Source organism: Dehalobacter sp. MCB1 (assembly GCF_003590275.1).
GTDB lineage: Bacteria > Bacillota > Desulfitobacteriia > Desulfitobacteriales > Syntrophobotulaceae > Dehalobacter.
Window position 1 is genome coordinate 57,151 of sequence record NZ_LXPC01000003.1, and the last position, 19,894, is coordinate 77,044.

A 19,894-nucleotide genomic window follows, 5' to 3' on the forward strand; every position below is an offset into this window, starting at 1 on the left:
AAATGTAAGAATAATGGAAAAACCTCACGTTCACGACTTTTATAATGAAACCACTTTTGATTTTGGACATTCCCATCGAATGTACGGTATAACAGGATATGATATACCTTACGGCAGTTCTCATGTCCATTCTTATAATGGGGTAACAACCGTTGACCATGTTCATGTCCACTATTTCTCCAGGACTACCGGTCCCGTAATACCATTACCCGGCGGTGGCCATACTCATCAGTACCACGGTACTACTTCATTTGAAGATGGCCATACCCACAATTACAATTCCTTAACGGGAAATGAAAAATACTCCTGGCTCTTCTAAATTAACTTATGCCAGAAAGTTTATACTTTCTGGTTAATTTACACATTTTCCTCCCAAAGTCAAAAAGACCTTTGATGTGAACAAATACCGCAAAGGTCTACTCCTACCGATCCACAAATAGGATTCAGGAAATCACCTGTGATCTTTTTGATGGAATCTGGGGCAAGGAACCTATTCAAAATAAGTACTCTGTTTTTACTATTAATCGATTGGCAATTTAACAGGTTTCATTTTCTTTGCCTATTATTATACTTAATCAATATCTACTATGTTCGGGCTAAGGATAACTGTCCTTAGCCTGTAACAGAAAATAAGATTAGTACCAATAACTACGTCTCCATAACCTTCCAAGTGCGAAACCTGCAAATAACGGAAAGAAAAACATTATTAAACCTCCCTCTTGCCTTATATTTCCATATGCCTATTATATGTGTTATTAAGATAATCCGTTAAAAAAGAGCATGATATCTCACTTTTCATTTAGCATTCATTTGCTCTTTTGGGTTTACTCTTGTGCGTCTTATTCCAGTAAAAAATTTGGCCCCCTATGCCGGGAGACCTTTTTTGATATATTTTGATTTTTACATGACAGAGCTTTTACTAGACTCTGATTCTTTCTCCGGGATATCATTTTTACATAAATATTTATTTATATGTAAAAAATATATTTGTTCAATTATAATTTTGGAGGTCAAATAGTAATGGATGAAAAAAACAAGAATCTCTTAGAATTAGCAAAAAAGGATATGGAGGTAAGCGAAGAAATCGGCGGTTTAAGAAGTCAAATAACTGAAATAGAAAATACTATGAATCAACTAAAGCAGTTTCCTTTTGGTAACATCAGTGGGCAAAGTGCTCCTAATAATCAAATTATTCAGCAAAGCCAGCAGGCTACCAGTCAATTGCAACAACAAATTCAGAACTTCAGAAATCAAACCCAGCAACAGAAACAACAGGCTGATCAACAATTACGTCAAGCTATTCAGAATGCAATGAATGCTTTATCACAGGCTAACCAACAGATTCAAGCTCATCAGGTCCTTGAACAGATGAGCAGCCTTATTGATCAAACACAGACACAGCTGCACCAAATGACTCAACAGAGCCAAAATATGATTTCCGGTCAGCAACAGGGTCAACCGTCTGGACAATCTCAACAAAATATGCTTGGTCAGAGCCATTAATTAACTTATAAAAATATACTTGGTCACAGAAAGGGGTTCGGTATTTACTTTTGCCGGACTCCTTTTTATAGTTCAAATTATATAAGTGTTTTTTTACCTGTTACATTAGCTTCTGATCATTCTGAAAAAAATCTTTCCAAGGGTCATTGCCGTCAATTCTCAAAAGCGCATCCACGATATTGATGCCATCGGGGGCAATTGTGTCAAGTTCGTCCCACGCAATAGGCATAGACACCTTGGCCCCTTTTCTCGCTCTCAAGGAATAGGGGGAAATACTAGTAGCGCCTCTTCCGTTTCGAATCCAGTCGATAAATATTTTATTAGTTCGCTTAGCCTTTCTGACATTGCTGGTATAGCGGTCAGGCCATTTTTGCTCCATCACTTCGGCAACGCGCTTTGCAAAATCACGAAATGCCTCCCAGGAAGCAGAAGGTTTTAACGGGACGACCACATGATAGCCTTTACCTCCGCTGGTTTTGAGATATGCGTTCAACGAAAGCTCGGCAAGAATACTTCTGATGTTCCGTACCCCCTGACGCACCCTGCTTAGATCCATTCCTTCATCCGGATCCAGATCAAATACCATCATATCTGGCTTTTCAAGTTCGTCGACTCGGCTTCCCCAGGTATGAAATTCCAGTGTGCCCATCTGGGCTTGGGATAAAAGCCCGGATACGTTCTCAATATAAAAATAGGCTTCGGTTTTTCCATTACCGGTGGGGACGGGCATTGTAACAACTCCCTTGCTGTCCGAGCCGGGATGTTTCTTGTAGAAGCATGTCTGCGATATTCCCTTGGGACAGCGCACAATACTGAGGATCCTGTGCGCAACATACGGCAGCATGCGCTCTGACACCTTTTCGTAATACCGGATTATATCCGCTTTGGTGATTTCAGGGTCGTCAAACATCAATTTATCCGGGTTTGTAATCTTTATTCCTCCGATGATAATACCGCCACCGTTTGCTTCCATTGACCTCTCCAATTCCTTGATGGGTGATTCCCTCTTTATATCTCTGGGATTCTTATCCGTCCGCAAGCCTTTAAAGCTTGCCTGCCTTAACAGATTATCCTCGGTCCATTCGGCAAATTTGATTTCTGCAACCAGTTCGGGCTCAATCCAGGTTATTTTTTCATTTGCCCTTGGCTTCGGCGCAAGTTTAAAAGGCGATTCCGCCTTATTTAAGCTTAGGAATCTTTCCTCGAGCTCTTTCATATTGCGTTCGCTTAAACCCGTTCCGGCGCGTCCGGCATAGACTAGATCCTCACCTTCATAGACCCCAAGGAGAAGAGAACTTACTCCGCCTGTTTTTTTGTCCGAAAGCGTATATCCTCCAATGACGAATTCTTGCCTTTTATCGCACTTCAGTTTGATCCAGTCACCATTCCTCGTCCCGCTGTAGACAGAATCATATTTTTTGCCGACTATTCCCTCCATACCTGCCTCACAGGCTGCAATAAAACTTTCCTTTCCGTTTCCTTTGACATGCCGGCTATAGTAGAGGCCTTTTGGTGCATCCTTCATCAAAGCTTCAAGCGCTTCTTTTCTATCAATCAAGCGGTTTCCCCGAAGATCAGCACCATCCAGCGCAAGCAGATCAAAGACAATATATGTCAGGTTTTGAGCCTTGGGATTTTTCATATAATTCTGCAGAGCCTGAAAATCGGTCTTGCCCGATGCGTCCGTAATTGTCATTTCGCCATCCAGAATCATCGCCCTTCCGGCAGCCAAATTGATGAGAGAAGTCGCGACATTCTGAAACCGCTTTGTATAATCATGGCCTTTCCTGGTAATCAGACGGACGCTGTTATCTTCCACAAACGCCAGAATCCGATAGCCGTCATATTTCAACTCATAGAGCCAATCCTCGCCACTGGGAACCGTATTTACCAATTTAGCGAGCTGCTCGTCCGCTCTATTGAAGGGGTTCCTGGTGATTTTACCCTCTTCACCAGCCTCAATTTCCGCCATCGTGCGTCCAGTCGTGATGCTGGTGGTAAATCCAGAAATCCCGGTGTCGGTTTTGGCGTATTCATCTTTTTCTTTGAGTAAAAGCCAGTTAACCTTGGCCTCACCGGCCTTCTCTTTCAAACGAACCAAAGCCCATTTTCCCTTCAGCCGTCTTCCGTTTAGTACAAATTTCAACCCGCCTTGTCGAAGCCCTTCATCCACATTTACATGCGGTTCCCATAAACCTTCATCCCAGAGCATGACCACTCCGCCGCCATATTCCCCTTTGGGAATCGTCCCCTCAAAGTTCCTGTATTCAAGAGGGTGATCCTCCACCTGTACAGCAAGCCTCTTATCATGCGTATCGTAGGATGGACCCTTGGGCACCGCCCAGCTCAAAAGAGCACCGTTCCATTCCAGACGCAAATCATAGTGGTCCCTACGGGCCATATGGTGTTGGACGACAAATCTTAGATGCTCTTCTGAATTTTCTGTTTTGCCTTCCGGTTCCAGCGTTCTTGCAAAGTTTCTTTTTTGGTTGTATTCACTGAGTTGACCAGACATACAATTACGCTAATTCCTTTTTTTTTTGGCCTTCTCAACGCTGACCTTAAGGGCCTCCATAAGGTCAATGGCTTTGCCGGTATTGCCGGCCTCCGCAGCGATGACCTCCTTGCCGGAAATTCTTGTTTCGATGAGCATGCGGAGTTCCTTCGGTATTCGTCTTTGTATTTTGCGACGTCAAAGAGTGTGTCCATGGAATTGATCAGCGTTTTGGCCATATTCAGTTCTTGCTCGGATATATCCCTTAGATGAACTTAACAACTCAAAATAATTTTGGAAAGTATAATACAAAACTACCCGCTAATGTCGCCCCGATAATATCAAATATTAAATCAACATCGGTGTCAATTAACCCTCTTTGTTTTTTCGTTTTAAATATCATATCCGCTGTAAATTCACAAAGCTCGAAAATAACACCGATAAGAGCTCCTAAAGCTACTACGAAAACAAAAATAACGCTGTTTGGAGACATGACCGGTTTTAATGTCCTGATAATAATCAAATAGAGACATAATGTAAATGCCATTGTTCCAAAAAGATGCAGGTATCGGTCAAAATACTTTGTCTTATAGTAGAGCCGAAGATTCTCCCCAAAATAAAAATGAGCAAAGATGGTTATGGTCACAAGTATTAGGACAAAATCATATATTTCAAACCCAAACTTATTTTCCAGCCAAATAAAAAATAAGAAGCCAATATAGGTAATAATAAGTCCCAGCAAAATTTTAAGATGTTTTCGGGCCAAAAAACTTCTTACAGTAATTAAGATTAAGGTTGAGAATAATATCAAAGATATTATAGGTATTCTCATTATCTGCACCCTTAAAGATTTAGCTTTATTACAATTATTAGCATCTCCTGCAAACGATCCAATTACTCATAAATTACTCTCATTGATCTTGCCAGATAGGTTGATTTGAATAGTATAATTATTCAAGAGTGAAAACGGACGGAAAAAGCTCGGACAATAAAGAAATTATTTTAGATCCTTACCTTTTTCTTAAGAAGCTGAAAGGGCGGATGGTTATTTTCAATATAGAAAATGTTCATCTCACCGTTGTTTTTCTTTTTTTGTTTGTGCATTTTCAAGATTGTACGAAAGTGACGAGGACTTTCTCTCAACCGTACCTCTATCAAAATATTTTTCTGTCTTTTCTCCACAAATTGGCTCTGTCAGCAGATCTGCCAGTCCCTTAGCAGACTTCTCAACAGAACCTACTCTTCAGCAAAAATCTTCTTTACCACGAATGTCAGAAACTAGTAGAAAATGTCGTCCTATCATAACGATGAGGTAATTGCAAGCAGATGAACCGTCCCCCTGCTTTCTTTTTCTACCTCGAAATCCACACCCTTTAGAACATAAAGTTTCTTGTAGGACTTTTGCAGCCCTTTCACTTCAATTGCTTTTTCTATCCCGATATCCCCCTTTTTTATCCGTAACCTTTTTCATAGCCTTGTTAACTTCTTGGTTAACAGATTCTTGATAGATGTCAGCGTAAGTTTTTGAATCTTTGATTAGATCATCACAGAAAGCCGCTACGTCACTGCCCGTCACTTCGAGCACGCCTTTTCCCAAGGCTGCGCCCTCTTCAAAAAGATCAACAATCCCCGAGAGCAGACTCGTTCCTTCGGTTAGCTCAACAGGGCCGACCTTAAAGAAATATTTTTGGATCTCTTTATAAACAATCTGATAATCTTGCGGGAGTTCTTTGACACGCGCCACGTGCGCTCGCCACTCTTTTTTGCCTTCGATGATATTTTGTATTCTCATATTATCCTCCTATTTAACTAATTTTTTAGCGATATTGTTGTTGAGTTGCTTGCGCCACTTGTCACGATAAGACTTTGCCCCTTCTTCGCCGGCCAGCGCTGAACAGAATCCTTTGATATCGTCACCCAAAACCTCTTGGACACTCTGACCGTCCGCCGCTGTTTCTTCAAGCAGGCCAAGCACACCGTCAAGAATTGGCATGAGGTTGCGACCGGTGAAATCTGAGTGCGGCCAAAGATTGGGCTTGATTTTTTTCCATGCCGCTTGATAATCATCAGGCAGCTTTTCGGCTCGCAATTCAAAAATTTTCATTTCTTTAGTCATGTCGCTGCCTGTGATCTTTTCCCAAAAATTCATTATTTCCTCTCCTTTAACTCGTTAATTTTTGATGATACGAACTCCCACTTTTCCCAGAACTTTTGCAGTTCCTCACGTCCCGCATCGTTGAGCGCAAAAAACTTTCGCGGAGGCCCCATGTCGGATGGTTTTTTGGTAATTCCCACCAACCTTTTTTTCTCAAGCCGCACCAAGATGGTATATACTGTTCCATCCACGACGTCCGAAAATCCGAGAGCGTTCAGCCGCCGCGTAATTTCGTATCCGTAGGTTTCCCCTCTGCTGATGATTTCAAGGACGCAGCCTTCAAGCACCCCTTTGAGCATTTCCGTTAGGTTTTCCAGAAAAATCACCTCTTACTATTCTGTATAATCGGAATAAAGTACTACTTACTACTGGTATATAGTATCACATGATAGCATGGTTATCAATAAGTTTTTAAGAACCAAAATATCTTCCAAAGTAATGTGTGTATTCATTTCTTTTTGATTACGAAAACAGTACTCGGTATTGTTTTGTATAGGAATGACATCAGTCTAATTAGGACAAACACCGTGGAATTTAAGTCCGGCATGGCGGCGGATGTGGAGTGAATTAGGGCAAAAACTACCAAGGCACTCTACGAAATTAAACGTAGGTGCCTTGTTTTATTATGAGCAAACTGGAATTTAACCTATTTTACTAATTTCATCTGTTATCAATGATTTTGAAATATACATTGCTTTTATCATTTTCATGAAGCGGGTATGGTGAGAGGTGCGCTCCTCAAATTTAAGCTGTGCTTTTTTGCATTTGCTAATAATTGAAGATACGGGGTGTAATGCTTTGATCAATTCTTCTTTTGTATATTTGTCAATAACATTTTCATGTGTTATCAATAATTTTGAAATGCATAATGCTTTTATCCTGTTCTTAAGGAGAGTGTGCTGAGAGGTACCCACCGCAAATTTTGGCTGTGTTTTTTCACACCTGCTGATAGTTGAAGATACAATTTGTAGAGCTTCTTCCAATTCCTCCTTTGTGTAACTCACTATAACGTCACCCCCGATCATTTTAACATGAATGCCCCGGCCTGCGATGGGTCTTAATCGCATTTCCAATCGATCTTTGCCGGGTTTGGCTCGTTCTCCACGGCAACGGCACGCAGGGCAGCTTCCATACGTTCGCACTCTTCAGCAGCACATTGCTCGATTTGTCCCCACGGCACAATTGTCCCAAGCTGATCATAAGCGACCGCTATCGCTCCATAAAAAGCAAGCCCGATACAATGCCGTGCTGAATGAATGGTCGATGCGCATTGGCCTATTGTCCTCGCCGCTGCCTGTGCAACAGGATTTCCGTCTGCTTCACGAGCAGCTGCATGACACTCAAGGATTGCCGATTTCGCCTGGGGCAGTTTGATGCTACCTGACAGCCACTTGCGGGCAGCATTTAAAGCATTTTGCGGACGAAAGTCATCCGGATAGTTCTTGCTCCACAGCGGCACTATAACACGCTCGGAATAATCAAGCGCCCAAGTCGCAAGGGTTGCCTTGCTCTGGGTTTCAATTAATTTCATAAGCGACTGAATATATGGTGCCTCCCAGTTGCTTAGCATTTTTCGTAATTTTGGCATACTCATCCTCCTTGTTTTCTGTCCTTTTCTGAAATCTGTTTTGCAGTGATTTTTACTCCTGAATTAGCATCCGCAAAATTGCCAACATATTATCTTTTTTGGCACAACGTGAAATCCCTTCTCTAATTTGATGTTTTCATAGATATGCTTTTTAAAAATGATACTTTTTAAAGAGCAGTGAAGCATTATGTCCACCAAATCCAAAACCGTTTGAAATAGCATAATTTACTTCATGTCTGATTGCCTTATCGGGCACGTAATCCAGATCGCATTCCTCATCCGGGGTGGTCAGATTGATCGTAGGGGCGACAACATGAATAAGCTTAAAAACGAACGGGGCACTCTACGAGAATTTAAATGTAGGGTGCCTTGCTTTGTTTTTATTGTTATTTTCTTTTTCCTGTTATCGAGACAAAGTGCATCAATCCTTAACGCCTAGTACTTCGTATTTTTTAATGGTGTAAGTTACAGATATTCCATAAACAAAAAATGCTAGCAGACTTGCTATTATTGTAGATGTTCCTTGTGTCCAGGGGGCATTAATAGTGCCCTGTGCAGAATTGATTGAAACTAATATTACCCAAACAATAGCCCCGTAAATACAACCAAGCAACCAAAAATTCATTTTAGCTATACTCTTTATGACTTGCATTATAACCATTAGTAAAAATCCAACAGCCTGCCCAGCAAGAATATGGATAATTAGTTGTCCAAAAGTTATTTTTGCACCAAGAGTAGAAATACCAAGGAATTCTGATGCCGCAATTATTGCAGCTTGAACAAGGGAAGCAATCAAAAATCCAAGGGAATATTTCCAGTACATATTAGACACTCCTTTTAGGAGTTATCTTACCCTTACATAAGATTCTTATTCAATTTTACAAATATACATTGCAGAACGCTTGCCAGTATTTATGACTTTAAGATTGCCAAACTGATTCATCAATTCATCTTTTATGTTCTTGATGAAGCTGAAATAGTCTCCCCCTTCCAGCCATTCCGCAATGTCGGTAATCAATGAACGGTGTTCGTTATAGTCAAACAAAATAGCGGTATACTTGGCAATTCTTTTCATCTCATTATAGAGGGTTATCCTCTCCTTTAGCATAAGCCCGTGAGCCACGTAAGATGTGATGGCCAGATCAAAACTTTGATCTCTAAAAGGCAACCCCTTAAGCACGTCGCCATGAATAAACCGAATACTCGGTCCAAACGGTTTTGTTATCCCGGTCTTTTTAGCAGCAATGGCGAGCATGGCTTCGGCGGGATCGAGCCCAGTCACCTCCACACCATATTCCAGGAGCACCTTGCATAGTGCTCCTGTTCCGCATCCTATGTCAATGATGCTTTGGTAGGTGGAAAAATCCAACTCTTCTTTGATATTATTCAAAACATGACGGTAGTTCCTCACTTGCCAATTAAAAAAAAGGCCATAAATAGCAGCAATTTTATTAAATAAGAATACTTTTTTTTCCATATGCAAATCCTTTCTAGTTCAAGCAGTGCTGCACTTTTGAAGCAAGTCATACTGCTCACGAATGTTTTGAAGTTTATCTATTCTTCCAATGCTCGCAATAACAGTACCAGCAGGCCGAAATCTAGATAAATTGCGCAGCTTGTCCAGCGGCTGATTGAGAAAGTCACCGTTTATGAGGACAAATTCACCGTGGAATTTAAGTCCGGAATGACGGTGGATGTGTAAGATTGAGTCTGAAAACGAACAAGGCACTACCATAGCCCTGATCAAAAGAATTCATTGGGAAAACCCTCTGATTTCTCCTGAGAAAATTCATGAGCGGCTGGTTAACCTTGGTATTTCTGATGCTCCCGTGCCCAACACCATTGCGAAATATATTGGCAAATCACCAAAGACCTCAAGCGGAAAACAGATTCAGTCGTGGAAAACCTCTCTTAACAACCATAAAAAGGGCATCTGGGCTATAGATTTCTTTGTTGTCCCGACTTTGTATTTCAAGGTACTGTATGTACTCATTATCATAAGTCATGACCGCAGGAAGATCAAACATTCTGCCGTCACTTCCAATCCATCCTCTGCATGGGTAGCACAGCAGATCAGGGAGGCAACGCCCTATGGCGCAACACCGGAATATTTGATTCATGACAACGATACCATTTTTACCTTTGCTTACTTCCAGCAATTCCTCAATAACACAAATATTAAATCCAAAAAGACTGGCTATCACTGCCCCTGGCAAAATGGTATTTGCGAAAGAGTCGGTGGTATCCTCCGTCGGGAATTGCTTGATCATATTATTCCGTTTAATGAAAGGCATCTTGAATATTTGCTTAGTGAATATATTAATAGATATTACAATCCTTCAAGGACGCATCAGGGTATTGAATGCCAGACACCTATTCCGTCAATTGAATGGCCTGTTTCCACTGTAGCTGATACGATTTTGGTTTCTGATCCTGTTCTTGGAGGATTATATCACAATTACAAGAAACGGGCAGCTTGATTTTTATTATCAATCAACTGATTGAGTTGGTTCACCTGGATCAATGTTTTTTTTGCTATGCGCAAAAATAGCAGGTCCTGGATCCAGACGCCAAAACGTCTTTTTATTGCTGTCATTTTTTGTGCTACTTTTGCAGGCTACACCTTTGTCTGCTGGCGGATTTATTAAGTGATTTTTCGATTTATAATGATTTAAGTAATCTTATATGCTGCTTTCGAATACACCTGCTCTAAAACTTTTTCGCAAAGCACTTATATCTTTAAGTGGTGGCTTTCCAAAAAGTCGCTTATATTCTCTAGTAAATTGGGATGAGCTTACATAACCAACTTCCATGGCAGCAGCAGTAATATCCAAAGAATCTCTCAGCATTAGGCGTCTTGCCTCTCGAAGACGAAGCTCTTTCTGATATTGTAATGGTCCCATGGTAGTTACAGCCTTGAACTTATGGTGAAGGCTTGAGACACTCATATTATTTAATTTTGCCAGCTCTTCCACAGTAAAAGTGCAGTTATAATTTTTCTTGATCCAATCTATAGCCTTACCTATTCCATCCACCTGCTGTTCAACAAGCACCTGCTGAAAAAATAAGTATCCATACTCTCCAGTCAATAGACGATATATCATTTCTCGCTTAATAAGCTCCGCCAAAAAGTAATTATCTTTAGGTCTGTCACAGAGCTTCAAAAGTCTTATAAATAAATCCAGCAGTTCTTCATCTGTTTTTCCTGCGAATGCTCCTAAATAAAGTTCTTTACTATTTATATTAAGTTTAATATGTGCATCCATCACTACAGAAGCAATTTCACTTGTAGTAAATTCAATGTGTAAGCCAATAGACGGCGATTCTTTTGAGGCTCCTATGACTTGGATTCATAACTCCTGGAGTTATAGGAATTTCATGACTGTGCCTAACAATAGAAAGAAACGGAATTATTGTTCTAGTGATTCCATCCTCTTTAGTAATCTTCTCTGCCGTTTCAATCATAGTATACAATGCCTTCTGCTTGGTAAATTCACTCTCTTCAAATAATATTTCTTTTTTTATACTCTCCTTTTGTTCTAGCACTTCTTTCTCACCCAGCTTCTATTCGAATAATAATGACTTTAGCTCACATCATTTCTCTAACTCAATGATTATAGTTCTTAAGATTATTATAAATATTATATCAAAATTTTTTTATAGCAGGTATTTGTATTTGTACTTTGCAGGATTAGGCAAATTTTAAGCATGTTCTTTATATTTTATTTCAATTTTTATTGCAATAATATAGCTATTCAGATATGATTTCTGAATGATTAAATCTTGAGTAAGAATGAGGTATAGAGAGATGAAACAAAGAACTTGGTTTATAACAGGTATTAACAGCGGTTTCGGACGGCATATGACTGAACAACTCCTTGAGAGGGGCGATAAAGTTGCTGGTACTGTCCGCGATATGAATTCGGTGGATGATCTTAAGGCTAAATACGGAGAGCTTTTATGGGTGTCGCATTTAGATGTAACTGACATACCGGAAATTTATGAGGTTATCAACAAAGCTTTTCAGCAGCTTGGAACAATTGATATCATTGTCAGCAATGCTGGTTATGGTCTTTTTGGTGCAGCTGAAGAGTTTACCAATGATCAAATTATCCATCAGATCAATACAAACCTCGTCGGTCCTATTCAGTTAATACGAGCCGCTTTACCCCACTTGCGCTCTCAGAACAGCGGACGAATTATTCAACTATCTAGCGTAGCCGGACAAGTCGCCTCACCCGGAGGTTCCTTATATCATGCAACCAAATGGGGTATTGAAGGATTTATTGAAGCATTAATGCAAGAATTAGCTCCCTTCAACATCAGTCTTACACTTGTGGAGCCAGGTGGGGCTCGAACTAATTTTTTGAAGGGCAGCTTAAAATTAGCTGACAAGCTAGATGCTTATGAGACTTCCCCGGCATCATTTATAAGGCGCGTTGTTGAAAATAATGCGGCTGCACCTTTAGGAGATCCTTTGAAAATGGTAAAAATAATGATTGACAGCGTTGACCGGAATCCAGCACCGAAGAGAATTGTTCTCGGCAGCGAGTCATATTATGCAATTCATCAGGCACTCTCCAGTCGTATCGAGGAACTAGAGTCACAGAAAGAGCAGGCTCTTTCCACTGATTTTCCTTCTACTAAATAAAACGCAGGAGGGACACTATCCATTGATTGTATCATATTGGTTTAATACAAAATTAAGTACAGTTCTTGCTGTCAATAGCCCTACTTCTTTAGAAACCATGAGCTATATTATTTAAAATGCCCTATGTCATCTATGAAATGCCCAAAAAAATCGAGCCAAAAAACGTAATTTTTCGGCTCGATTTTTGCTTAATTTTTGCTTCAAAATGACTACATATAGTGGTCAACCTGTCTTATTTGCCCTTAAAACTACTATTCGTCATCAGAATTACCATCTCAACGTGGATGGAGGTGAAACAGCAACATATCAAATTACCCTTTTCTGACAAGTTGCGTGACCACTTCTGTATGCCTTGAGTAGACAAAAAAGATGTCGCACCCCTCTGGTACCCCCTTAGAGTTAAGTAAATTTTCCCGTTTCTAAAGTAACTATCTATGAATATGATCATTTATAAAAGAGCCTTAGATCTTAATTATTCTCAAACTCAATATCTTCGTTTACTTTTTCGTTAATATCAATTCTTGTTTGAATATCAAGCTTATTAACCAGCCAACCATTTAAAGTACAATTTTTAATGAATTCATCAATCCTATTAATACCGTTGATTTCTTTTAAGGTAACTATAACACCAAAACGAATACCTCTCCCATCCTTAGGATCTAATCTATTGTTTGTTTTAATTTCCATTCCCCAGTTCTTATTGGTGTATGATTTCTTTGGGCTCATTCTATCTTTCGGTTTTTCCACAACATATTTCACGTTGTCCCATTTTCTAAATCGGTCCCTCGCTTCACCTTCAAGAAGATAATTTTTTTCAGTACTTAATGCTTCATCTTGATTCTGCTTATCGTTGTTGATTTCATTTATTTTTCCATCATTTTTAATTCTACCAAAATGAAGGTTAAGTTCAGTATTAGTATAATCAACACCTTGTGTTCTATCACATATCGGGAAATAACACATAGTCGCTCTGGCGATATAAGGATATTTATCATCTTTTAGGGGAATCGGAAAATGATAATTATAAGTATTCCACTTTTCACTTACATCTGACACCAAAAACTTAATCTCATTATCTTTCGTTTGAACGATATCTCCTATCTTAATAGGTACAACGCCGTGTCCATAAAGTGCAACCTCTTCCGGAGTTGGATTTTCATTCCAATCCCTTGCTGCATCAATAAGCATTGCTTTAGCAATCTCTCTGTTTAAACCTAAAATATCAATTAAATAGGATAGTTTTCGAGCAATCCAAGGAGCCGCAAATGAAGTTCCTGCAACATTTGCAGCCCCTAATGGTTCACAAACCTTAATATATTGCTCCTCACTTCCACCATAATAACTGACATCTGGTTTTGCAAAAAACGATAATGCCAATCCTTTTCTAGCATACTTTGTTGATAAACCTTTTTTAGTCACTGCATTAACCACCATACTGTTTATTGAATCAGCAGGCGATCCTATTTTCACAATATTAATATTAGGTTTATTTGTTCCTGCCACAACAAAAATAACATCATTTTCATACTGAATCTGATCTAATATCGCAGCTTCTGCAGAAATAAAATTATCATTAACTTCTTGATTGCTCCCAAGTGAGATATTCCATACCTTTATATCTTTATTATTAGCAATAATTTCTTTTATTTGTTTTATAATTGTAAAAGAGGAGAATTTCGAGCCAACTGCAACACCAAAGTGTCGCACTCTAAATCTGCCACAACCATCATCCAACCATGGGTTTAGCCTTGCACCATCTACTATAAGGGAAGACACAGCCGTACCATGGCGATAGTCACCTGTACTTTTTGGAATACTATCATCAACCATATCACGATATTCAACCCATTCACTAAAATAAACGTGTTTATCAAATAAGGTATCGATAACACCAATAGTAGGTTCAATAGTCGGAGAGGGTATGTACAACATGCCTTGCTTATATTCCTCAATAAAATCTTCCGGAGATAATTCTGCTAAGTCCTCGGTTGCCATTGAAACAAGATAAGGAACTTTTTCAAATAAAAGTTTTAACTGATTTTCGTCTAAAAATACTGTCTGGTTATCTAATATTTTACTCGCTAAAATATCAATTCCTATAGCTTCAAATAATTTTTTTGTATCTGTGCCAGTATCATATAGAGTAATGATGCTTTGATTTAGTTGAGGTGTTGCCATCTCTACTTCAAAATCATCTATATATGAGACATCTGCTATTACTTGTTTAAATACAGATTTATTTATGGGGAGATGTTCAAACTGAATAGTTCCTGCAATTTTCTTTTTCTCATTGCCAAAAATCTTCTCATTATCAAAAGTGCGTTTATCAATACTTCCTTGAAATTTAGTATTCAACACATGCCTTGTTTTCGAAAGCAAGTCAATGCTTTGCTCTAAATCTATAACATTTAAAAAATAAGTAATAATATGCTTGCTCTTTTCTTCATTGAATTTGGCACCAACAATAGCGTAATTAGAATCATTCCCTCTAAACAGCCCAGAAATCCGATTGCTTTTTGCAACTATTTTATTATAATGGACGCTAATTAATATGCCTTCAAAAGGCTTTTTTTCTTGCTTCCAAAACTCTTCAATCCGACTTATTTTAGATTGCAATTTATTTAATTGCTCGCTTGTTACTGCTTTTTTACTATTCATGGCAGCACCACCGCCACCACCACCTTTTGACGCTTGAACAAACCGCTTACCTTTCAATTCTAATACATTATTCATCAGCGTTTTCCACCTTATTTAACTTCCTAGAAACGGTGCTTTTGGATTCACCCTTAAGTTTTTCTATTTCTCTTACTGTAAAACCTTGTATATGAAGTTGTTCAAGGTCAGTTTGGTCAAGATTACCAACTAAATTATTATAAAGCCTTCTTAAATAATCATGCTCGAGATTGGTATCACCGAATGCCAAAGATGTTTTTATGATATTTATTAATTCTCCAGGATAAGGCAGTTTGTCGGATATTTCCAATATCTTTTTAAATAACCTTGTATCCTTTGAAATACCTTTAAAATTCTTAATAAAAGACGAGAAGTAATACTCAGCAACTTCAATCAAGTCTTCTTTGCTATATCGGTTAAAATTAATCACTGCATCAAAACGCCTTGTTAGCGCTTTATCAAAATTTGTATATAAATTTGTTGTTGCAATAATTACAATTTCTTTATTTAAATCAGTTAACCTATCGAGTTCTCTTAAAATCGTCGAAGTAACTCGGCCCATTTCTCGTACATCATTACGATTAATCCTATCCAATGCAATCACGTCTATTTCATCAAATAAAACAACAACTTTATTTGAATGTGGAATCATATTTATTTCTGAAAACACGCTTATAATATTCTTATTGGTTTGACCTAACTTACTATCAATTAGGTTATCAAAGTCAACATAATATAGTGTTCTATCAAGTAACCGAGCTACATGTTTGGCTGCCTCGGTTTTCCCACTACCTGGCAAGCCTTCGAATAAAAATTTATTTATCCCTATATTGTGGTTGACCGCATTAATAATACCTTTTATATCATCAGATATATCTATAGGTAAATTTAGCGGAGCCATTCCCCTGATATCCAGTTGCTTTAAAAATTCACTTTCAAAATCACTAGCTTGCGGAGTATACAAATTTGACTCTGCAATCAGGCTCATAATGTATTCAGCTAACTGATAGTCACCAATACTGTCAAAATATCTTGCTATGCTTATGGATTCGTTTCTAAACGCATTTTCATTTCTTTCAACATGGTATTTTATCAAGTTTAAAACATTTTGCTTTTTCATAATGTTGACCTCCATTCTCTTTTCCATCATACCATATATCGGGACATAAGTATATATGTATGGGACATAATATCAAAATATATTTTTCTTTGTAATCATTTCAGAAGACTTTTCTCCTGTGACAATCCATCTGTGCGGTTAATCAGGATGTAGGCATCATAAACCTGGATCCTATCAACTTCATTCCTGATTATGCTTTCATCATAAGCTCTGTCCTGGCAGACAGCCTCACTCAGGGTATCAACTACCCAACCTTCATCCAGAGTAGGTGAGTGAGGGCAGGTGTCTTTGCCTTTCTCAATCCTTGTCGCACAGCGCCAAACAACCTTGCCACGTTCTATTCTTCTTCGATAAGATGCACCGCAATTGTCGCATACCAGCAAATTCCCCAGAAGATATTTGCCGTTATACTTGGTAATGCTGGATTTTACTGTGCCATCCACTTCATGAATTAATCTTGCGCGTCTGGCCATTTCCTCCTGAACCTTATCGAAAACTTCAGAAGAAATAATGCCAGGATGGCTGTTCTCTATATAAAACTGATCTCTTTGCCCCACATTTTTACTTTTTCTGCCTGTTATAAAATCTTCTGTGTATGTTTTTTGCAGCAAAGAATCACCCTTGTATTTCTCGTTCTTCAGAATCTTTTGAACAACTGCTGTTGCCCATGCTTCTTTCCCTGTAGCGGTTTTAATCTGATGTCCTTCCAGGTACTCTTTTATTTGCTGTAAGGTAGCTCCCTCTAAATACAATTGATAGATTTTCCTTATGATATCGGCCTCTTCCGGCAGAACTACCCACTCATCATTGTCACGCCTATAACCCATGGGGATTTTGCCGGCAAAATCATCTCCTTTTTCAAATTTACGTCGATACCCCCACTGAACATTTTCACTCAAATTATGACTTTCTTCCTGTGCCATAACCCCATTAAAAACAATATCAATTTCTTTTTCGTCTTCAATAGAATTCAAGTTTTCTTTCTCAAAATAAACATTAATGCCTTTTGCTTTCAAGCTCCGGATAATCGTCAGCATATCTAATACATTTCTGGACAATCTGCTAATGGACTTGGTAATGATATAATCAATTTCACCACGATATGCCTTCTGAAGCATTTCGTCCAAGCCATTACGCTTCTCTTTTCTAAGTCCACTTTCGTAATCATAAAACACACCTGCAAAGTCCCATTCGGGATTCTTTTGAATCAAATCAGTGTAATACCTAATTTGAAGATCAATACTGCTCTGCTGGCTTTCCATTTCGGTGCTGACTCTGCAATATGCTGCTACTTTTAAGTTTCCTGTATTCTTATTTAAACCTTTTGCCGGAATAAACCTAATCTTTTTCACAAAAATATCCTCCTTCGTTTCAGTTATCTTAAGAAAAGGAGCGTAAAAAACGAAATCGCTTTTACGCTCCAAGGTTTACTTATTGTCAATCCATTGTAACATTAACGATTTAACGTTGCAACAGGACTACAACCTCTGAATGATGACTCCACGGGAACATATCCACTGGTTGTACGCGCTCGATTCGATAAGTATTCCGGCAAAGCACCTTTAAATCCCTGGCCAGGGTGGCAGGATTGCAGGACACATAGATGATTCTTTCCGGACTGATCTCAAGCAGTCCTTCAAGGGCTTCCGGCTCCATGCCAGCCCGGGGCGGGTCGCACACTACGACGCTCGGGGTTCCGGAAAGTGCCGCCATCTTCTTCTCGACTTTCCCTTCTACAAAGCGGACATTGGTGATGTTATTGTCCTCGGCATTGTCTTTAGCATCAGCGATCGCATACGGATTTTCCTCGATGCCCAATACCTTTTTGGCTTTCCGGGCCAGCATCAGGGTCATCGTACCGATACCGCAGTAGAGGTCCCAAACCTCATCTTCTCCCGTGAGTCCGGCCCAATCCAGTACCAGTCCATACAGCACCGCCGTTTGCGCCGGATTGACCTGAACGAAAGAACGCGGGGAGACTTTGAAGCGTAGATCGTTTAAATGTTCATTCAGATACTGGGCCCCGCTCCCCTCAAACACGTTATTCCTCCGGGGAATCGTAATCGAACAGCTTTGAGGAGAAAATCCAGCTTGTTCTTTCAGTTTACTGATCAATCGATCCAGTTCTTTCGTGTTTTCCGTATTGCCGTCAAAGACAAGCAGTCCCTTGCCGCGGTTGCTTTCCCGGAACGTGGCCGTCTTGATTCCCTCGCAGCATTCTCCGATCACCTGCTGCATTCTTTTTATTCTATTGTTGGTCTCCTGACTCAGCAGCAGACAATCGTCAAAAACTGTTACATCTTTAGACTTTTCACAATAATAGCCAAACCGGCCTTTCAGATCACGGTGCAAAACTGCTTTGTTACGGTAGCGCCAGGGATCGTCCATGCCCAGAACCGGTTCGACCTGAATATCGGTGAATCCGCCAATTCTCCGCAGGGCATCTTCAACCCACCTTTGCTTCCAAATGAGCGTAGTCTGGTACTCAACATGCTGAAGATTGCAGCCGCCGCAGACGGGATAAACTGTACAGGGCGGCTCTACTCTTTCTTCAGACATTTGTTCAATTTTAACAATCTGTGCTCTCCGGTAAGATTTCTTCTGTTCCGTCAGCTGTATTCTGCCTTTTTCTCCCGGAAGCATCCCCGGGACAAAGGTGGTGATTCCGTCTGTATAGCCGACACCGGATCCATCGGAAGCCAAACGGACGATTTCTATATCCAGGTTTTTCGCGCCGATGCGCTCTTCTCTGGCGACGGTATAATAAGTACCCTTATGTCGGTCATTTTTATTAACCATGGATCCTTCTTCTCTCTGTTCGCAGTCTCGTCCGAACATGCTCTTATTTCAAACTCCGAATGATCTTAGCCTCATTCAGATTCTCTTGCCACTATCTTGTCTTTATCCCGCTTGCAGAAATATGTTCTATCCGTGTCCTGTAGCACCGGGTCTTTGCTCTGAAATAGGAATACGCTCTATCCCCGCTGCCACCACATCAAGATGACCATCAAAATATTCCAGACCCCGTGCGCAATGACTGAAGTCCAAAGGCTCTTGCTTCTTTCGTATAGGAAAGTCAGCACCAGGCCTCCGATCACCAGCGGTACAAATCTTATCAGATCGAAATGCATCAGTCCGAAAAACAGTCCTGCAAAAAGAATGCCCTTCGCTTTGCCATACCCCTGGCGCAGCGGAGGATAGATCAGTCCCCTGAAAATCATTTCCTCTTTAAGCGGTACGATAAAACCGCCTAGCAGAACCAGCGGCATCAGCTGCCAGATGGAATCAACGCCCTCAACGGCCAGTGCAAAGCTCTGGGGTTCGGGCTTCCCGAAATATTCCACGAGGACATTTCCCAAAAGACCGACTACAAAAAATAACACTATACCGCCGCCCAGTCCGGCCAGAAAGCATTTCCAGTTTAAATTGGTCAGTCCCAAATCAGCAAATGATCCGCGCAGGATCTTGAAGAATAAAAACAGTGCAACAAAAAAGAGTAGACCCTCGCCAAAACCGATGACAAGATAGCTGATATACCCCTTCAGATAGCCAAGGTTCTCTAGCGGCTTTAGCCAGCCTAAAACAAATTCCAGAACATAGACAATAAGAATCAGGTAAAGAGCCTGCCAGAAGTTCCATCTGGGGTTTTCCAAAGCGTTCATTTATACCTATCTCCAGTTATTGTTATTTTTAACCATGGGTGTTCAGTC

At 39.9% G+C, this 19,894-nt stretch carries 21 protein-coding genes and 3 pseudogenes; 5 read left to right on the plus strand and 19 right to left on the minus strand.

The window, feature by feature from the left end; all coding sequences use genetic code 11:
• Window positions 1-13 precede the first annotated feature (13 nt).
• Both A7K50_RS01650 and A7K50_RS01655 read left to right on the plus strand, forming a co-directional pair.
• Complete coding sequence (locus tag A7K50_RS01650; protein ID WP_083916801.1) at window positions 14-319, plus strand: YmaF family protein; 306 nt, start codon at window positions 14-16, stop codon at window positions 317-319.
• 701 nt (window positions 320-1,020) lie between these two features.
• A complete protein-coding gene (locus tag A7K50_RS01655; RefSeq protein WP_020492655.1) occupies window positions 1,021-1,503 on the plus strand; it encodes a hypothetical protein in 483 nt (160 codons plus the stop codon).
• Window positions 1,504-1,603: 100 nt separating this feature from the next.
• Here A7K50_RS01655 and ligD read toward each other — a convergent pair whose 3' ends face one another.
• The 12 genes and pseudogenes from ligD to A7K50_RS01715 all read right to left on the minus strand — a co-directional run bounded on the left by ligD (window position 1,604) and on the right by A7K50_RS01715 (window position 9,217).
• A complete protein-coding gene (ligD, locus tag A7K50_RS01660) occupies window positions 1,604-4,018 on the minus strand; it encodes a DNA ligase D (RefSeq protein ID WP_026156554.1) in 2,415 nt (804 codons plus the stop codon).
• A gap of 9 nt (window positions 4,019-4,027) precedes the next feature.
• Window positions 4,028-4,156 (minus strand): hypothetical protein, encoded by a 129-nt coding sequence (locus A7K50_RS14425; protein ID WP_020492653.1) that lies wholly within the window; start codon window positions 4,154-4,156, stop codon window positions 4,028-4,030.
• A gap of 124 nt (window positions 4,157-4,280) precedes the next feature.
• Entirely contained in the window at window positions 4,281-4,739 is a 459-nt protein-coding gene (locus tag A7K50_RS01670; RefSeq protein WP_158582030.1) for a hypothetical protein, read from the minus strand.
• 605 nt (window positions 4,740-5,344) lie between these two features.
• Window positions 5,345-5,431 (minus strand): annotated as a pseudogene (locus A7K50_RS14270) (ABC transporter ATP-binding protein); the annotation flags it as partial.
• Window positions 5,415-5,789, minus strand: coding sequence for a DUF1048 domain-containing protein (locus A7K50_RS01680; RefSeq protein WP_020492650.1), 375 nt, complete (start codon window positions 5,787-5,789; stop codon window positions 5,415-5,417). The pseudogene A7K50_RS14270 and the gene A7K50_RS01680, both read right to left, overlap by 17 nt.
• 9 nt (window positions 5,790-5,798) lie before the next feature.
• A complete protein-coding gene (locus A7K50_RS01685; protein WP_020492649.1) occupies window positions 5,799-6,146 on the minus strand; it encodes a DUF1048 domain-containing protein in 348 nt (115 codons plus the stop codon).
• Window positions 6,146-6,478, minus strand: a complete 333-nt coding sequence (locus tag A7K50_RS01690; protein WP_020492648.1) for a PadR family transcriptional regulator — start codon at window positions 6,476-6,478, stop codon at window positions 6,146-6,148. Before A7K50_RS01690 ends, A7K50_RS01685 begins: the two co-directional genes overlap by 1 nt.
• 315 nt (window positions 6,479-6,793) lie before the next feature.
• Window positions 6,794-7,159, minus strand: a complete 366-nt coding sequence (locus A7K50_RS01695; protein WP_085958643.1) for a hypothetical protein — start codon at window positions 7,157-7,159, stop codon at window positions 6,794-6,796.
• 50 nt (window positions 7,160-7,209) lie between these two features.
• A complete protein-coding gene (locus A7K50_RS01700) occupies window positions 7,210-7,746 on the minus strand; it encodes a putative immunity protein (RefSeq protein ID WP_348980869.1) in 537 nt (178 codons plus the stop codon).
• Window positions 7,747-7,891: 145 nt separating this feature from the next.
• Window positions 7,892-8,053: pseudogene (locus A7K50_RS14275) on the minus strand (beta-ketoacyl-[acyl-carrier-protein] synthase II); the annotation flags it as partial.
• Between the two features lie 108 nt (window positions 8,054-8,161).
• Complete coding sequence (locus tag A7K50_RS01710; RefSeq protein ID WP_034382451.1) at window positions 8,162-8,563, minus strand: hypothetical protein; 402 nt, start codon at window positions 8,561-8,563, stop codon at window positions 8,162-8,164.
• A 45-nt stretch (window positions 8,564-8,608) separates the two neighbouring features.
• Entirely contained in the window at window positions 8,609-9,217 is a 609-nt protein-coding gene (locus A7K50_RS01715) for a class I SAM-dependent methyltransferase (protein ID WP_020492646.1), read from the minus strand.
• Between the two features lie 135 nt (window positions 9,218-9,352).
• Between A7K50_RS01715 and A7K50_RS14520 the strand changes: the two are divergent.
• Window positions 9,353-9,442, plus strand: a pseudogene (locus A7K50_RS14520) (DNA recombinase); the annotation flags it as partial.
• The gene (locus tag A7K50_RS01725; RefSeq protein WP_083916800.1) at window positions 9,435-10,220 is read left to right on the plus strand and encodes an integrase core domain-containing protein; all 786 of its coding nucleotides are present in this window, start codon (window positions 9,435-9,437) and stop codon (window positions 10,218-10,220) included. The pseudogene A7K50_RS14520 and the gene A7K50_RS01725, both read left to right, overlap by 8 nt.
• A 201-nt stretch (window positions 10,221-10,421) precedes the next feature.
• Here A7K50_RS01725 and A7K50_RS01730 read toward each other — a convergent pair whose 3' ends face one another.
• A complete protein-coding gene (locus A7K50_RS01730) occupies window positions 10,422-11,090 on the minus strand; it encodes an AraC family transcriptional regulator (RefSeq protein ID WP_348980857.1) in 669 nt (222 codons plus the stop codon).
• On the minus strand, window positions 11,038-11,286 hold the full coding sequence (locus A7K50_RS14280) for a hypothetical protein (protein WP_243103603.1): 249 nt from the start codon (window positions 11,284-11,286) through the stop codon (window positions 11,038-11,040). The genes A7K50_RS01730 and A7K50_RS14280 overlap by 53 nt, the downstream gene beginning before the upstream one ends.
• A gap of 262 nt (window positions 11,287-11,548) precedes the next feature.
• Here A7K50_RS14280 and A7K50_RS01735 point away from each other — a divergent pair, with 262 nt between their 5' ends.
• Window positions 11,549-12,391: an SDR family oxidoreductase gene (locus tag A7K50_RS01735; protein ID WP_026156553.1), complete on the plus strand. Its 843-nt coding sequence runs from the start codon at window positions 11,549-11,551 to the stop codon at window positions 12,389-12,391.
• A 468-nt stretch (window positions 12,392-12,859) separates the two neighbouring features.
• On the opposite strand, the gene A7K50_RS01740 is transcribed toward A7K50_RS01735, so the two are convergent.
• The 5 genes from A7K50_RS01740 to A7K50_RS01760 form a co-directional block, all read right to left on the minus strand.
• Window positions 12,860-15,124: a S8 family peptidase gene (locus tag A7K50_RS01740; protein ID WP_020492642.1), complete on the minus strand. Its 2,265-nt coding sequence runs from the start codon at window positions 15,122-15,124 to the stop codon at window positions 12,860-12,862.
• The gene (locus tag A7K50_RS01745) at window positions 15,117-16,184 is read right to left on the minus strand and encodes an ATP-binding protein (RefSeq protein WP_026156552.1); all 1,068 of its coding nucleotides are present in this window, start codon (window positions 16,182-16,184) and stop codon (window positions 15,117-15,119) included. The genes A7K50_RS01740 and A7K50_RS01745 overlap by 8 nt, the downstream gene beginning before the upstream one ends.
• 95 nt (window positions 16,185-16,279) lie before the next feature.
• A complete protein-coding gene (locus A7K50_RS01750) occupies window positions 16,280-17,536 on the minus strand; it encodes a recombinase family protein (protein WP_020492640.1) in 1,257 nt (418 codons plus the stop codon).
• Window positions 17,537-17,645: 109 nt separating this feature from the next.
• Window positions 17,646-18,983, minus strand: coding sequence for a 23S rRNA (uracil(1939)-C(5))-methyltransferase RlmD (gene rlmD / locus A7K50_RS01755; RefSeq protein WP_020492639.1), 1,338 nt, complete (start codon window positions 18,981-18,983; stop codon window positions 17,646-17,648).
• Window positions 18,984-19,159: 176 nt separating this feature from the next.
• Window positions 19,160-19,846 carry a type II CAAX endopeptidase family protein gene (locus tag A7K50_RS01760; protein WP_020492638.1) on the minus strand — a complete coding sequence of 229 codons (687 nt, stop codon included), beginning with the start codon at window positions 19,844-19,846 and terminating at the stop codon, window positions 19,160-19,162.
• Window positions 19,847-19,894 lie beyond the last annotated feature (48 nt).